Here is a 16,023-nt window from a genome sequence, read left to right on the forward strand (position 1 = left end):
GCCAGCGTTAGCGACACATGCCGCCAACGTGGTCATTCGCCTTGGGATTATCTACAAACAGCTATTGCTCGGCATCGGCAAAATTTGGCTCCATTGCCTTTGCCTGCGTAGGGGCGTGAACGTTTACGATCGGACATGCTAAATATGCCCGATCTACTCATTAATAGAATCAGCGAGCAACATAAAATATCTATGATTTCATCAAAATTCATACTGACGTTTTTGATAAAGGTTTATGCCAATGAAAACTAGCACTACATGGATCCTGGTTCTGAGCTTATGCTCTTTCAGCGCTTTATCTGCGATGCGATGCGGACAAAATCTGATTATATTGGGTGATCATAAAGGCGATGTACTTGCTCAGTGTGGTGAGCCGGAATCCATTGAATACCGGACTAAAATAGTGGGCAGTACCCTACATCATCCGCGCAGAACCCTTGATATTCATGAATATGAAGAAATCCAGATAGAAGAGTGGCTGTACAATTTCGGCTCTTACCGTTTACAGCATTACCTTCGTTTCGAAAATGGCATATTAAAAGAAATCAGAAGTTTAGGGAAAGGACATTAAAACGGTTTCTTGCCGCATATTCACAAACTGTTAAAAATGGCCTTTGACATGCTGATGCTGTTTAGCATTCAAGGCCACCCTATCGTGAGGACTTAAAAACATGCTGACCATCTTGCAACTCCCCGCCTTAAACGATAATTATATTTATTTGCTTCACGACCCGGTATCGGGTGAAACCGCTACTGTCGATCCTGCTGTTGCCGGGCCGGTTCTGGATGTTCTGGAGCAAAAGGGCTGGCGGCTAACCACCATCCTGAATACTCATCACCATTCGGATCATGTTGGCGGCAATCTGGAGCTTAAACAAAAAACCGGCTGCACCATTATTGCGCCCCTTTCGGATCAAAATCGAATTCCCGGCATTGATCGCGGGGTTGTTGACGGCGATGTGATAACGCTAGGCAAGCATGCCGCCAGGGTTATCTCGACTCCCGGTCATACCAGCGGCCATGTTGTTTATTATTTTGCAGGCGACAACACGCTGTTTTGCGGGGACACGTTGTTTGTGATGGGCTGCGGTCGGTTGTTTGAAGGCACTGCCAAGCAGATGTGGCATTCGTTGCAGAAATTGAAGGCCTTGCCCGCATCGACTCAAATCTATTGCGCCCATGAATACACACAAGCCAATGGCCGGTTTGCTTTAACCGTAGAACCTGATAATCGGCAGCTACAGCACCGAATGGCTGTTGTCAATCAGCTGAGGGCAAACCGCTTGCCGACGGTGCCGTCGACGATAGAGCAAGAACTGGCGACCAATCCGTTTTTCAGGGAAGACAGCTTGGAGTTGCGGGAAACTATTAAGATGGTGAACAAAAAGCCGGTGGAAGTTTTTGCGGAAGTCAGGCGGCTGAAAGACAATTTTTAACTGCCTGATTTTTTCAATCACGGATGGATTGTGAAAACGTGTGAATTTACCCCAACACGTTGGCCTCCAAGAAACTCGTCATCCCGGCACTCTGCCGGGATGACAGTAATACGTTTTGTGTAATCTACTAACAACTTAACCCTTCGGTCTCATATGCGGAAAAAGCAGTACATCGCGTATTGACGGCGCATCGGCAAACAGCATGACCAGACGGTCGATACCTATGCCCTCACCTGCCGTAGGCGGCATGCCGTGTTCCAGCGCGACGATATAATCGGCGTCAAAGTGCATGGCTTCATCATCGCCAGCTTCTTTTTCTTCCACCTGTTTCTGGAAGCGCGCGGCCTGATCTTCGGCATCATTTAGCTCGGTAAAACCGTTGGCGATTTCCCGGCCGCCGACGAAAAATTCGAAACGATCGGTGACATGCGGATTGTCATCATTGCGTCGTGCCAGCGGCGAAACTTCAACCGGATACGCGGTAATAAAAGTCGGATTCATCAAGCGGCTTTCCACGGTTTTCTCAAATATCTCGATCTGTATCTTGCCCAGACCGTAGCCGTCTTTAAGCAGAATGCCTAAGCCTTTGGCGACTTCTGTCGCAGACTCACGATTATTAATATCAGCCGCTTTCAAATTAGGATTAAAGTGCAGTATCGAATCGAACACGGTCATCCGTTCGAACGGCTTGCCGAAATCATATTGTTCGCCTTGATAGGTAATCTCAGTTTGCCCTAACACTTCAACCGCGATGCCGCGCAACATGGTTTCGGTCAAATCCATCAAATCCCCATATTCGGCGTAAGCCTGATAAAACTCCAGCATGGTGAATTCGGGGTTATGACGCGTCGATAAACCCTCGTTGCGGAAGTTACGGTTAATTTCAAACACCCGCTCAAAACCGCCGACCACCAGACGTTTTAAATACAATTCCGGCGCGATTCGTAAATACAGCTCCATATCCAACGCGTTATGAAAGGTGGTAAAAGGACGCGCCGTCGCCCCGCCCGGGATCATTTGCATCATCGGCGTTTCAACTTCCAGGAAATTTCGCTCAATCAGGAATTGACGGATATAGGCGACCACCTTGGAACGGATCAAGAAGGTAGTGCGCGATTGCTCGCTCATGATCAAATCCAGATAGCGCTGGCGGTATTTGATCTCCTGATCGGCAAGGCCGTGGAATTTTTCAGGCAGCGGGCGCAAGGCTTTGGTCAGCAACCGTATATCATCGATCTTGACGCTGAGCTCCCCGGTCTGGGTTTTAAACAACACGCCTTCCGCGCCGACTATGTCGCCTATATCCCATTTTTTAAACTGCTCGTTATAAAAACTTTCGGGCAAAGCATCGCGGGTTACATAAAGCTGGATTTTGCCGGACATATCCTGAATATGCGCAAAACTCGCCTTACCCATCACCCGCCGGGTCATCATCCGCCCGGCCAGTTTTACCCGCAACGGCTCGGCCTCGAGTTCCTCCTTGGTTTTTTCGCCGTATTCTGCCAACAATTCACCGGCCACCACATTGCGGCGAAAATCGGTAGGAAAAGCAATGCCGCCGTTTTCACGCAACTCATTCAATTTGCTGCGGCGTTGTCTGATTTGTTCTTGTTCGTCTTGTTGAATTTCTGACATGTTATTTATTGACTCTTTTGTTTGTGTTTTTTGCCTACAGGGATGTAGGTAAGGGGCATGAGCACGACTACATGGACGCAGGAGGTAGAGCAATGCAGGAGCTATTGCCGAGGAGCGGAAGCTTTACAAGCCGCTCTTCAAGCTGGCCTCGATAAACTGATCCAGGTCGCCATCCAGAACCGCCTGGGTATTGCCTGTTTCCACGCTGGTGCGCAAATCCTTGATCCGCGACTGATCCAGTACATAGGAACGGATCTGACTGCCCCAGCCTATATCCGACTTGGTATCCTCCAGTGCCTGAGCTGTTTCGCTGCGTTTGCGCATTTCCAGCTCATACAATTTGGCTTTCAATTGCTTCATCGCGGTATCGCGGTTTTTATGCTGCGAACGGTCGCTCTGGCATTGCACGACGATTCCGGTCGGGTTGTGAGTCATGCGCACGGCCGATTCGGTTTTATTGATATGCTGACCGCCTGCGCCGCTGGCACGGTAGACATCGACACGGATATCGGCGGGATTGATGTCGATGTCTATATCGTCGTCGATTTCCGGCGAGACGAATACCGACGCAAACGAGGTATGGCGGCGATTGCCCGAATCGAACGGCGACTTCCTGACCAAGCGATGCACGCCGGTTTCGGTACGCAACCAGCCGAACGCATATTCGCCTTCAAACTTGATCGTGGCGCTTTTGATGCCGGCCACGTCGCCCGATGATTCTTCAATCAATTCGGTTTTAAAACCCTTACGCTCACCCCAACGCAAATACATGCGCTCGATGATCGAAGCCCAATCCTGGGCTTCGGTGCCGCCGGAGCCGGACTGTATGTCCAGAAACGCATTATTGGCATCCATTTGCCCGGAGAACATGCGGCGAAATTCCAGGTCTGCGACTCTTTTTTCAAAATGCGCCAGGTCATCGACGACGGTTTCAACCGTGTCTTCATCATCTTCTTCAACCGCCATCAGCAGCAGCTCTTCAGCGTCGCTAAGGCCGCGTTCCAGGTCATTAATGGTATTAACGATGACTTCCAGTTGGCCGCGCTCTTTACCCAGAGCCTGAGCTTCTTCCGGGTTATCCCAGATAAGCGGGTTTTCCAGCTCCCGTAAAACTTCGACTAACCGCTCGCTCTTAATGTCAAAGTCAAAGATACCTCCTAAGGGCATCGCCACGGCTTTTTAAGTCGGCTATTTTGTTTTTGATCGGATTTATTTCTTGCATGAGGTGTTTTTACCAATGACAGCCATGACCCAACGCATACGAACGCCGGTCGATGAAAACTTTAAACAGGGGGATCATTATAAACCATAAGCCAGGGCTTGTTCATCCCAAGTTACCGCTTGATACCAATAAGTTGAGGAATTGGCAATGAAATGAGTCACGCTCCTCAATCGGCTAAAAAACCGATCTGCATGCCCAATGTCAAAGCCATTTGCTGTTCAGCGCGGCCTTTATTGACGGCAATCTCGATCAGACCGCTGGAGTTTTTATACCAGAAAGCCTGTTGTTCCTCGACAGCGCCGAAAGTATCGGCCTGTTTGATAGCAAACCCGTTAATAATTAAAACCTTATCGAAAAAGGCTGCGCAATAGCGCAATCCGGTCAACGCATTGCCGTAATAATCGAAATAAATCACTGCCGCCAAGTCTTGAGGCCATTCGCTTAAATCATTCCGGTCAAATGGCCGCAATAAATCATCTGCCGCATTGATGGACAGCTTTGCGGCAACGGGGGCGAACAGATCCCGGCCGTGAAAGCTCATCGAGCACTGTTCCGGCTGCCAGATAATTTCCGCCCATTGCGTGTTCTGTGCCTGAACGGCGACGGTATTCAACAAGCCGTTATCAGGCCCGACAAAGGTTTGTCCGTCGGCCTGCAACACCACGGCTTTGCGTTGACCGCCGACACCTGGATCAACCACGGTCAAAAAAATACTGTTTACCGGAAAACTGTGCCGCAATGAGGCTAACAAGTAGGAACTTAAGCGAGGATCGGCTGTCGGGGCATTACTCAGCAGATTAATCACCGTGACATTGGGCGCCATCCGTCTTAACACCGATTCCATTTGCCCGGCATAAGGGCCATATGGCCCAAAATCGGTAAACAAAACAACAGGGCTCACTGAGCCAACACATCCAAACCGGCATCCGCCGCGCCAGTTCCCGACTGGCTAGCGGCATACACGCCATCCCTGGCGATAAAGGTCATCACCTGCTCTTCGGCTTGCTGGCTCCGCGTTAACCCGGCAAAATCGAATAACTGCGTATCGGCCAACTGCGAAGGCGCGACATTTTTAAGACTGGTAAAAATGGTTTCCAAGCGTCCCGGAAACTGTTTATCCCAAGTTTTTAACATGACTTTCATGGCCTGGCGTTGCAGATTCTCCTGGGAGCCGCACAAATTGCACGGAATAATCGGGTAGTTTTTAAATACGGCCAGCCGTTCAATATCCTTTTCACGGGTATACGCCAAAGGCCGGATAATGATATTTTTCTTATCATCGCTTAACAGTTTGGGCGGCATCGCTTTTAATTTTCCGCCGTAAAAAATATTCAGGAAAAAGGTTTCGAGTATGTCATCGCGATGATGGCCCAAGGCTATTTTGGTGACATTATTGGCTTCGGCATAACCGTACAAAGTGCCGCGCCGCAAGCGCGAACACAAGCCGCAGGTGGTATTGCCTTCGGGGATGACCCGCTTTACCACGCTGTAGGTGTCTTTTTCGATAATATGATACGGCACGCCCAGTGCTTCGAAATATTCCGGCAATATGTGTTCCGGAAAACCGGGCTGCTTCTGATCCAGATTGACCGCGATCAAGTCAAATTCAACCGGCGCGGTTTGTTGCAAGTGCATCAGAATATCCAGCAGCGTGAAGGAATCCTTGCCGCCGGATAAACACACCATGATCTTGTCGCCATTTTCGATCATGTTGTAGTCGGCAATCGCATCGCCGACCGTGTGCCGCAATTTTTTTTGTAGTTTGTTAAACTGGGTTCTGGATTTTTGGTTTGGATCTGACATGGTCAGAGATATGAAATAGTTGAGAGGAAAAGAGTACGGGGTTCGTGTATCCGAACCCCGAGAAGAATCGCGTTAGCCGTTATATCGCTGAAAGATCAACGTTGCGTTGGTGCCGCCAAAACCGAAACTGTTCGACATGATGGTATTTAACGTAACGTTGTCTTTACGTTCACGCACTATCGGTATGCCTGCTGCGCCCGGATCCAGCTGGGTGATGTTGGCCGATGCGCTGAGGAAGTTTTCTTCCATCATCAACAACGAATAAATCGCCTCATTAACACCTGCCGCACCCAGTGCGTGACCGGTCAGCGATTTTGTGGAACTGACTAACGGCACGTCACCCTGACCGAACACGTTGCGCAAAGCCTCAAGCTCCCGGGTATCGCCGACCGGCGTACTGGTGCCGTGGGCATTGATATAATCGATCTTGCAGTCCTTGATAGTCGCCATCGCCTGCTGCATACAACGCACAGCACCCTCGCCGGATGGTTGAACCATGTCGTAACCGTCGGACGTTGCGCCGTAACCGGTCAATTCGGCGTAGATTTTCGCGCCGCGGGCTTTGGCATGTTCCAGCTCTTCAATCACCAAAACGCCGCCGCCGCCGGAGATAACAAAACCGTCGCGGGTTTCATCATAAGGTCTCGATGCTGTGCTTGGCGTGTCGTTATATTTGGAAGACAAAGCGCCCATCGCATCGAACAATACCGACATGGTCCAATGCACTTCTTCACCGCCACCGGCAAATACCACATCCTGCTTGCCCATCTGGATCAATTCCATCGCATGACCGATACAATGAGCACTGGTCGCACACGCCGAACTGATCGTGTAATTGACGCCTTTGATTTTATAAGGCGTCGCCAGACAGGCGGTATTAGTGCTGGACATACTTCTGGGCACCATATAAGGCCCGACTTTTTTGATGCCTTTTTCGCGCAAGATATCAGCCGCTTCAACAATATTTGACGTTGAAGGACCACCGGAACCCATCACCAGGCCGGTTCTGAAATTCGACACGTCTGATTCCCCCAAGCCGGAATCGTCAATCGCTTGCTGCATCGCAATATAGTTGAACGCAGCACCATCGCCCATAAAACGTTTAATTTTACGGTCGATGAAGGCGTCTAAATCAATATTGATAGGTCCGTGAACATGACTGCGGAAACCCATGTCCTTATAAACGTCTGCAAAAACGATTCCTGATCTGCCTTCTTTAAGGGAATCGACAACCTCTTTTCGGTTATTCCCTATGCTGGAAACAATGCCTAAACCGGTTACTACGACTCTTTTCATCACTTGTACCTCTAAAAATCTTGCGTGGAAGTAAATAGACCAACTCGTAAATCGTTAGCCTCATAGATCACCTTACCGTCAACTTCCATGGTGGCGTCGGCGATACCCATAACCAACTTCCGCATAATCACTCTTTTTAAATTGATTCGATAAATGACTTTTTTAGCGGTAGGCAGAACTTGTCCGGTAAATTTAACGTCGCCCACTCCCAAAGCACGTCCTTTACCAGGTCCGCCCATCCAGCACAGATAAAAACCGACCAACTGCCACATCGCATCCAGACCCAAACAGCCGGGCATTACCGGATCGCCTTGGAAATGGCAGTCGAAAAACCATAAGTCAGGCCTTATATCCAGTTCGGCAACGATCTCGCCTTTTCCGTAGGCGCCACCTTCATCGGTAATCAGGGTAATACGATCCATCATTAACATAGGTGGCAGAGGTAATTGCGCATTTTTCGGCCCGTACAGCTCTCCCCTGCCGGACATCAACAACTCTTCGCGAGTAAAACTATGCTGTTTCCCCATATTCTTTATATACCTTGCGTAGTTATTATTATTCTAAACTGTGCATTATCTAACAGGCATCAAAAAAAATCAGCTCAATTTTTAGCCGGGCAACACATCAAGCATCAATTCCTTCATCTTCAAGCCTTCTTTTCGCATGATTTCCTGATAAATAATGGAATGATAAAGCACAGCAGCAACATACTTCCTGGTTTCTTTAAACGGGATCGTTTCTATCCAAATATCTGCCGGCATAGCATTAACACTCGGCAACCATCTTGCCACCCGTGCCGGTCCCGCGTTATAAGCCGCAACAGCCAAGGCAAAGTGCCCCTGAAACTGATTCAGCAGTTTCTTATAATAATAAGCGCCATACCTGATGTTAACATCAGAATCAAACAGACTTTGATCCGACCGCCATTGTTCCTTGAGTTCACCGGCTATTTGCATACCGGTTTTAGGCATGATTTGCATTAAACCACGCGCGCCGACTGCTGACTCGGCATCTTTATTAAAAATACTCTCCTGCCGAATCAGGCCAAAAACAATGGATGGATCGAGATTGTTACGAGACGCATTATTATGAATTTGATCCGAGTAATTAACCGGAAAACGCAACGCCAGATCATCCCAATAATCCGCTTTAACCAGGGTAATAATGGCAATTTGATCCCAGTGCCAACGCTGCGCCAGTTTGGCTGCAACCCTGCGCCGCTCTTTGCTTAATTTATTGACCGCATACCACCATTGCCGTTTGGCTTCTGCGCCCCTGTTCAGTAAATTTAGCTCCTGGATCACCTTAAAATCGGTTTCGTTGGCTAGGCTGTTAAGTTCATTTTCTTCCGAAAAAACCGGATTATTGGCAAATCGATAAGGCTTATGGACATAATCAGCGGCTAAAAAACCGTAAAAACTTCGGTCTTCGGCGGCCTTATTGTATAGCTCCTGAGCCTGCACAGAGTTGCCGATTTTCTCCAACGCTCTAGCTTGCCAATATTGCCACTTGGGATCTTGTCGTTCCTCTGTCGTCAAAGCCTCCAACGCCTCGGTAACATGCTGCCAGTTTTGTTCCAGCAAAGCCGCTCTGACCTTCCATTCATTGACTTCCGCATCGACAACAGGCAATTGGCTTAAGCGGTAATAGGCGCCTGGATCTCGACTGTACGCCATGCCCAGCGCGAGACGGCGCTCCAAGTGCATGAAAACCGGGTTATCTATCCAAAAATCGTGTTTTCCAGCATCCCAAAGTCTGATGGCCTGACTCAACTCAGACTTTGCCAAACGATCTACGCCATGCGCAAAAATACGTCCGGACTGTTTATTATGCTTAGTTAAAAAATGACTATCTTCTAGTAAAGCAGGCTTTTGATGAACCTGTAACCAATCATCGGCAATATCCTGATCTGTTTTACTCATCGACCGACGCACGTATTCGGCCACCGAGACATTATCCTTGTTCAAGGCCAGTTCAAATCGCTGCCAAATCAATTCCGGCGTAAAGCTGGGCGAACTCATCAATATCGCCCAGAGCGGATCACATTCTTGCGGCAGCGAATCTCCGCTTACCCACAAGCGTTTAGCGGCATTTAATGCCTGCTGCTGATTACCTTGATGATAGATCGCCAAGCTGTATTGGCATTCAAGAGCGTTATTTTGGCTTGGTTTATAATACTGCAAAAACTCGCTCCAACGCTGATTCTTAGCGAGATAATCCAGCCATTTAAACGTCAACAACCCGGCGTAACGCGTTTTCTGATATGACGACAAAAAATCAAGAATTTTGTCGGTGTCGTGCAAATTATTTTTTAACCACAGATAGCGCAGATAAGGATAAAGAGGATAATCAGTCAATGAAGCACTCAGCTCTAAAAATGCGCCAGTTTCTCCTTGGGCAATCAGCTTTTCTGCCTGCAAGAAATCATTTCTTTGCTGGCTGAGCGTATTGCCAAGCACTGCGCCGGAAAATAAAAACAGACACAACAACAGTTCTCCACGCAGGTACTTCATAGCTCACTCACAGTAAATATATTCCTAAAGAGGGGTTCAGACGGATATAATCAAGGACTCATAAACAGCCCGATCAAATCCCGTGCAATCAAAACAGGCGACAAAATCTTATAACTGGAACACTATCTACCAAATTGCTTTAGAACACAAAAAAGAGCTGATTGGCTCCCATTTTATCGCCATTCTGGCCACCATTGCCAGCGTTCCAGTGCCGTTGATGATGCCGCTACTGGTCGATGAAGTCCTATTGCACAAACCCGGCGTTATCATCCAGACCGTCAACCTGCTGTTTCCTGTAGCCTGGCAAATCCCCATCCTGTATATCGGCGTTGTTTTGCTGATCAGCGTCGTGCTGCGCATTATTGCGATCATTTTCAACATCATCCAGTCCCGGCAATTTTCCTGTATTGCCAAGGACATCGTGTTCCGCATCCGTACCGACCTGATCGGGCATTTGCAAAACATTTCCATGTCCGAATACGAAAGCCTGGGCACCGGCACCGTAGCGACCCATCTGGTCAAAGACCTGGATACCCTCGACACCTTTATCAGCACCACCGTCAGCAAGCTGCTGGTCGCCGGACTGACCATTATTGGAACAGCCGTCATACTCTTATGGATGCATTGGCAACTGGGTTTATTTATCCTGCTGCTGAATCCGGTAGTCATTTATTTCACCCGCATTATCGGCTCTCGCGTTAAAGACCTTAAATCAAAGGAAAACTCCGCTTTTGAAATTTTCCAGCAATCCTTGACCGAAACCCTGGAAGCCATCCATCAAATACGCGCCAGCAACCGCGAGAAACATTATTGTCAGCAGCTGATCGAATCGGCCCGATCCGTTAAGGATTTTTCCACCGCTTTTGCCTGGAAAAGCGATGCCGCATCGCGCCTGAGTTTTCTGGTATTCCTGTTCGGCTTCGACATCTTCCGCGCCTCTGCGATGCTGATGGTATTTTATTCCGATCTCAGCATCGGCCAAATGCTGGCGGTGTTCGGTTATCTCTGGTTCATGATGGCGCCGGTGCAGGAAATCCTGAGCATCCAATATGCCTTTTATGCCGCCAAGGCCGCCTTAATGCGCATCAACCGGCTTAACGCGCTGAAACAGGAACCGCATTACCCTCACCTTGAAAATCCGTTTTTAAACAAAAAAACCGTGTCCCTGCGCGTAGAAAATCTGCACTTTAGTTACAGCGATGACCAATTCGCCGGGAGCGAATTGGCATTTACCCACGGGGTGCCGGGCAGGACAGCCCAGCATGAAAAAATCCTCGACGGCATCCAACTGAAAATCAAAGCCGGTGACAAAGTGGCGTTGGTCGGAGCCAGCGGCGGCGGCAAATCAACCTTGATCCAAACCCTGATCGGCCTGTACCCACCCGACCACGGACAGATTTATTACGACGAAGTCGCCATCGACCGGATCGGCCTGGAAGTGGTCAGAGAAAATGTGGTCACCGTCCTGCAGCACCCTGTACTGTTCAACGACACCATCCGCGCCAACCTGACGATGGGTAAACCCGCGACAGACGCCGCCTTATGGAATGCATTGGCTATCGCGCAATTAAAAGACATCGTAGATGATCTGCCTCAAGGACTGGATACCATCATCGGACGACTGGGCATGCGGCTTTCCGGCGGCCAACGGCAACGCGTGGCTATTGCCAGAATGATCGTCGCCGACCCCAAAGTGGTGATACTGGATGAAGCCACCTCGGCGCTGGACAGCGAAACAGAACACAAATTACATCAGGCGCTGGCAAAATTTTTAACCGGCCGCACCACCATCATTATTGCCCATCGCCTGAGCGCCGTTAAGCAGGCCGACCATGTTTATGTTTTTGAACAAGGTAAAATCTGCGAACATGGGCGACATGAAACCTTGCTCAGCCAAAACGGCCTTTATGCAAAACTTTATGGCGAGTATCAGTAGCGCAGATGAAAGGCGCAAGGCGAAAAAACCAGCCTTCAACATGCCCGCCTTTAGCCTTTTATCTTTAATATCTTTAATATCTTTAACCTAAAAAAATCCATGCCTGAAAACTACGACCTACATTGCCACTCGACCGCTTCAGACGGCGCATTATCGCCCACCGCATTAGTGCAACGGGCGCATGAACACGGCGTTACCTCGCTGGCTTTAACCGATCACGATACCGTAGCAGGCATCGCGGAGGCCCAGACTGCCGCGATCGAGACAGGCATTCATTTAATACCCGGCATAGAACTATCAGCCAGCTGGCAGAATAAATGTTTTCACATTGTCGGACTGGGTATTGATCCTGACTATCCGCCGTTGCGCGAGGCCACTCTCAACCTGCAAATCATGCGCACCGAACGCGCCGAAAAAATCGCTGCTAAGTTGGAGAAAAAACGCATTCCCGGTGCGCTGGAAGCCGTCAAAAAAGCGGCCGGCGACGGCATGATTACCCGCAGCCATTTCGCCGATTTTCTGTTGTCGCAGTTCCATGTATCTACCCAACAGGAAGCTTTCGACCGCTATCTAGGTGCAGGCAAAGCCGCTTTTGTACCGACGACCTGGTCTGACCTGGAACTGGCGGTAAGCTGGATTACCGGGTCCGGCGGCGTAGCGGTATTGGCGCATCCTTTACGCTACAAACTGACCGCCAGCTGGATGAAACGCCTGTTAGCCGCATTCAAGGAAGTCGGCGGACTCGGTATTGAAGTCGTTACCGGCAGATATAATGCTGATGAAATAAAAATAGTGGCCGCTTACGCAACACGCTTTGAACTGGCCGGTTCCGTCGGTTCCGATTTTCACAATCCGGCCAACCCCTGGGTAGAATTAGGTCGACTTGGATCGTTGCCTGCGAACATCACACCGATTTGGGAACTGCTTAAGTGATTTTCAATAATAAATATACCCCAAAAAATGTCCACGAAAGACACGAAAATCACGAAAAAAAATCAAGAAATTCATATTTTTCGTGCCTTTCGTGCTTTTCGTGGACAAGCCGCTGTTTTAGATAAACGAGAACCACCCTATGAGCTTTTGGAAAACCAAGAAATTATCCGAAATGACCACCGAAGAATGGGAGTCGTTATGCGATAACTGCGGCAAATGCTGCCTGCACAAACTCGAAGACGAAGACACCGGCGACATCTACTTTACCAGTGTCGTCTGCAATCTGATTGACCTGGATACGTGCCGCTGCACCCGTTATAGCGAACGCACCCAATTAGTTCCCGAATGCCTGGACTTAAAACAACACGACTTTGCCGAATACAACTGGTTACCGGCAACCTGTGCTTACCGCTTATTAAGCGATGGTGAAGATCTTCCCGATTGGCATCCGCTGCTATCAGGAAGCCCGGAAAGCGTTCAGGACGCCGGTGTTTCAATCAGCAGCTATGCGATGAAGGAATCCGAGATCGATGATTTGGAAGATCACATTATTGAATGGCTGGAGTAATACCAACAAGCGGCAGGGAAAGCAGTTACCTATCCCCGAACCCTCAACACCAATTTGCTCAGCGCAGGCAGGATAACAAAGGTACTGACCATGATCCAGAATATACCCATGGTAATGATCAATCCCATGCTGGCGATACCCTGATGCGGTGAGAACGCCAATCCGGCGAAGCTGGATGCGGTAGTCAGTGCTCCATAAAACATGGCTCTGGCGGTGCTGGATTGATAAATATTCTGCTCCTCGGATAGCGAATGGTGCAGCTTTTCGACCATATGGATGCCGTTATCCACGCCCAGTCCAAGTAACAGCGGCAAGGCGATGATATTGGCAAAATTAATCGGGGTGTTGGTAATAACTGCGCTTGCCATCGTAAACAACCCGGCCAGTATCAGCGGCGTCATAACCAACGCGGTATCGATAATATTGCGTCGCATGGCAAACAACAGCAGCGCGATAGTGATCAGCGCGATCACAATGGCTTGCTGAAAAGCCGCGATAACCTCTTTCATTGATTCCCAGTACATAACCGGTAAATCGGTTGTTTCAGGTGCGATGGACTGAACTTCGGTAATAAACTCTTCCAGACTGGCCAAATCGTTCAGGTCTTTTTTAGGCAATATCTGAATGCGGTACCAACCGTCCTTGCTCAGCCATTTGTCTTTGATGTCGGCAGGCAGATCAACCAAGGTAATTTCTCTGGCATTGAAGCTGTCCGATAGTTCGTTCATCACACTCGGCAGCGTACCGAGCAACGTGGTCTGAATTTTTTCGATGAACAGGCGTCGGTCAGGTTGTTGCCGCGCATCAAGCTCGATCAAAATATCCTGCAGCTCTTGTTTAAAATGGGTTAACGCGGCACGCTGATCAGCGTCGGTTTTTTCAGGCAAGATGGTGTCGATAGTTTTTATCAGACGATTAATGCCGGGGATCGGATCGGTATCGGGTTTTAACGCGGGAAATCGCTGCGCCTGTGCGCCAAGCATCAGTCCCATTTCGTCAATCAAGGCCAGTTTGTCGTCCTGAGCGGTAGGTTGAAAATCGAACAGACTGATGGTTTTATCAACCGAATGTAATGTCGAAAGTTTTTGTTGCAGCGCTTTAGCACTATGTTCATCCTTGGCCATAACGGTCAAGGTCATCGGCGTGGTTTCCTTGTCTTTCATCAGATTTTTAAACGCGATGACCGATTCGGTATTAGGGTCGCGAAGGTTAATCGGATTAAAGTCGGTCTCCACATTCAATGTCAACACGATGGAGATAACAGCGACAACAAAAGTTGCGACGGAAATCTGCTTGGCATAATGCAGTGGCAAAATCGCCAGCTTTTCCGACAGTTTTGCCAGGCCATTCTGCTCTTCGGCCTTCTCGAACTTTGCCGGAGCCGGGAGCATTTTCAACAGCGCCGGCAACGCAATCAAGGTAATTAACAAGCAGATAAACAGACTGGTACCTGCCAACAAACCGAGTTCGGATACGCCTTTGTAATCGGTCGGTATAAAAGCATAAAGCCCGATGGATGTGGTACCTGCACATAATAACAGCGAAGGCGCTGTACTCCTTAAAGTGCTGCGTAGCGCCAGCTCCTTGTGCACATGATGGGTCAGGTTGTCCCGATAGCGCAAACAAAAATGGATCGCATATTCGACACCCAAACCGATATTGGATACGGCAAAAGCCACTGAAATCAGATTCAATTCCTGTACCGCAAAGGCCGCGAACGCGCCGCAAAAAAGCATGCCTAAAGCTAGCGTCATCAACGTGGCTATCGTCAGCAAAATCGAACGGTAGGCAATCAATAAAATAAATAACACCAGCACAATAGAGAAAATACTGGCAGTAAAAGTACCTGTGCTCATGCCTGACAATTCATCATCTTCAAGGCCGACTTCGCCGGTAACCCAAACGGTAACGCTAGGCAGATTGGAATCCTGAATCTGGGCAATAGCTTTGTGGATAGATCCAATCGCAGTTTCAGCGGGACGGATTTTGGAGTAATCGAACTTGGGTGAGACGACAATAAAGCCGTTGCCGGAATGGACTTTCTTGTCGCTAATCAACGACTCCCAGGACAGCAGCGCGTTTTCGCCATTGACTGCTTTATGTAAAGCCTGAGCAACCTTGTTAATCAGCGAGGTCAGATCGATAGGCACGACCTGGGTCTGATCTGAGGAGGTCAGTGCATCGTCAAAAATTGAAAAGAAGCCGGTCAGATTAGGTTGCTGGGCAATTCTGCCGATAAAAGGCTGAGCCAGCGACAAGTTAGTGGATAAGGTTTGCAACTCGTCAGTATCGAGATAAAGCAGGCCGTTCTGACGAAAAAAGGCGTTATCGTTGGGAATATAGGCCAAGTCAAAATCATGTTTATTGGCGCTGAGCAGGCGCTGCAATCTTTTAGTAGCCGCTTTGGTCAATTCCGGCGTAGCCGATTCAACCACCAACAACAGCGTGTGCATATCCTGCGAAAAGGCTTTTTCATAATTGCGGCGGTTTTGCTGAAAAGGCGCATCGGGCGCTATCAGTTCTTCGGTATCGGTATTAATGCTTAAATGACCGACGGTATATTGCAAAGCAAAAATACTGAGTATAACCACTATCGACAACACCGCAATCGGGTGACCTAGCGTCAGGTTTGCCAAATGGGAGTAAATAGCATGACTACGAGTTTTTAATGACATAACTTA

13 protein-coding genes are annotated in these 16,023 nt (G+C 48.8%); 5 read left to right on the top strand and 8 right to left on the bottom strand.

What is annotated here, in order from left to right; all coding sequences use genetic code 11:
* Nucleotides 1-241: 241 nt before the first annotated feature.
* Nucleotides 242-571: a DUF2845 domain-containing protein gene (locus RW114_RS06825; protein ID WP_340121989.1), complete on the top strand. Its 330-nt coding sequence runs from the start codon at nt 242-244 to the stop codon at nt 569-571.
* A 100-nt stretch (nt 572-671) separates the two neighbouring features.
* Nucleotides 672-1,436, top strand: a complete 765-nt coding sequence (gene gloB, locus RW114_RS06830) for a hydroxyacylglutathione hydrolase (RefSeq protein WP_340121990.1) — start codon at nt 672-674, stop codon at nt 1,434-1,436.
* A 135-nt stretch (nt 1,437-1,571) separates the two neighbouring features.
* On the opposite strand, the gene lysS is transcribed toward gloB, so the two are convergent.
* The 7 genes from lysS to RW114_RS06865 all read right to left on the bottom strand — a co-directional run bounded on the left by lysS (nt 1,572) and on the right by RW114_RS06865 (nt 9,905).
* The gene (gene lysS / locus RW114_RS06835; protein ID WP_340121991.1) at nt 1,572-3,071 is read right to left on the bottom strand and encodes a lysine--tRNA ligase; all 1,500 of its coding nucleotides are present in this window, start codon (nt 3,069-3,071) and stop codon (nt 1,572-1,574) included.
* Between the two features lie 123 nt (nt 3,072-3,194).
* A protein-coding gene (prfB, locus tag RW114_RS06840; protein WP_340121992.1) for a peptide chain release factor 2 occupies nt 3,195-4,293 on the bottom strand; the annotation gives its coding sequence in 2 pieces (ribosomal slippage) (nt 3,195-4,217 and nt 4,219-4,293; 1,098 coding nt in all).
* A gap of 166 nt (nt 4,294-4,459) precedes the next feature.
* Nucleotides 4,460-5,194 carry an SAM hydrolase/SAM-dependent halogenase family protein gene (locus RW114_RS06845; protein WP_340121993.1) on the bottom strand — a complete coding sequence of 245 codons (735 nt, stop codon included), beginning with the start codon at nt 5,192-5,194 and terminating at the stop codon, nt 4,460-4,462.
* On the bottom strand, nt 5,191-6,096 hold the full coding sequence (ttcA, locus tag RW114_RS06850; RefSeq protein ID WP_340121994.1) for a tRNA 2-thiocytidine(32) synthetase TtcA: 906 nt from the start codon (nt 6,094-6,096) through the stop codon (nt 5,191-5,193). The genes RW114_RS06845 and ttcA overlap by 4 nt, the downstream gene beginning before the upstream one ends.
* 72 nt (nt 6,097-6,168) lie before the next feature.
* Nucleotides 6,169-7,392, bottom strand: a complete 1,224-nt coding sequence (gene fabB, locus RW114_RS06855) for a beta-ketoacyl-ACP synthase I (protein ID WP_340121995.1) — start codon at nt 7,390-7,392, stop codon at nt 6,169-6,171.
* A gap of 11 nt (nt 7,393-7,403) precedes the next feature.
* A complete protein-coding gene (gene fabA, locus RW114_RS06860; protein WP_340121996.1) occupies nt 7,404-7,919 on the bottom strand; it encodes a 3-hydroxyacyl-[acyl-carrier-protein] dehydratase FabA in 516 nt (171 codons plus the stop codon).
* An 81-nt stretch (nt 7,920-8,000) separates the two neighbouring features.
* Entirely contained in the window at nt 8,001-9,905 is a 1,905-nt protein-coding gene (locus tag RW114_RS06865) for a transglycosylase SLT domain-containing protein (RefSeq protein WP_340121997.1), read from the bottom strand.
* Nucleotides 9,906-9,987: 82 nt separating this feature from the next.
* Between RW114_RS06865 and RW114_RS06870 the strand changes: the two genes are divergently transcribed.
* From RW114_RS06870 to RW114_RS06880, 3 genes are all read left to right on the top strand, one after another.
* Nucleotides 9,988-11,841, top strand: a complete 1,854-nt coding sequence (locus tag RW114_RS06870) for an ABC transporter ATP-binding protein (protein WP_340121998.1) — start codon at nt 9,988-9,990, stop codon at nt 11,839-11,841.
* Nucleotides 11,842-11,940: 99 nt separating this feature from the next.
* Nucleotides 11,941-12,774, top strand: coding sequence for a PHP domain-containing protein (locus RW114_RS06875; RefSeq protein ID WP_340121999.1), 834 nt, complete (start codon nt 11,941-11,943; stop codon nt 12,772-12,774).
* A gap of 139 nt (nt 12,775-12,913) precedes the next feature.
* Nucleotides 12,914-13,342, top strand: coding sequence for a YcgN family cysteine cluster protein (locus tag RW114_RS06880; RefSeq protein ID WP_340122000.1), 429 nt, complete (start codon nt 12,914-12,916; stop codon nt 13,340-13,342).
* 29 nt (nt 13,343-13,371) lie between these two features.
* Here RW114_RS06880 and RW114_RS06885 read toward each other — a convergent pair whose 3' ends face one another.
* The gene (locus RW114_RS06885; protein WP_340122001.1) at nt 13,372-16,017 is read right to left on the bottom strand and encodes an MMPL family transporter; all 2,646 of its coding nucleotides are present in this window, start codon (nt 16,015-16,017) and stop codon (nt 13,372-13,374) included.
* Between the last annotated feature and the right edge of the window lie 6 nt (nt 16,018-16,023).

This window comes from Methylobacter svalbardensis, assembly GCF_037671525.1.
In the GTDB taxonomy this organism is placed as follows: domain Bacteria; phylum Pseudomonadota; class Gammaproteobacteria; order Methylococcales; family Methylomonadaceae; genus Methylobacter_A; species Methylobacter_A svalbardensis.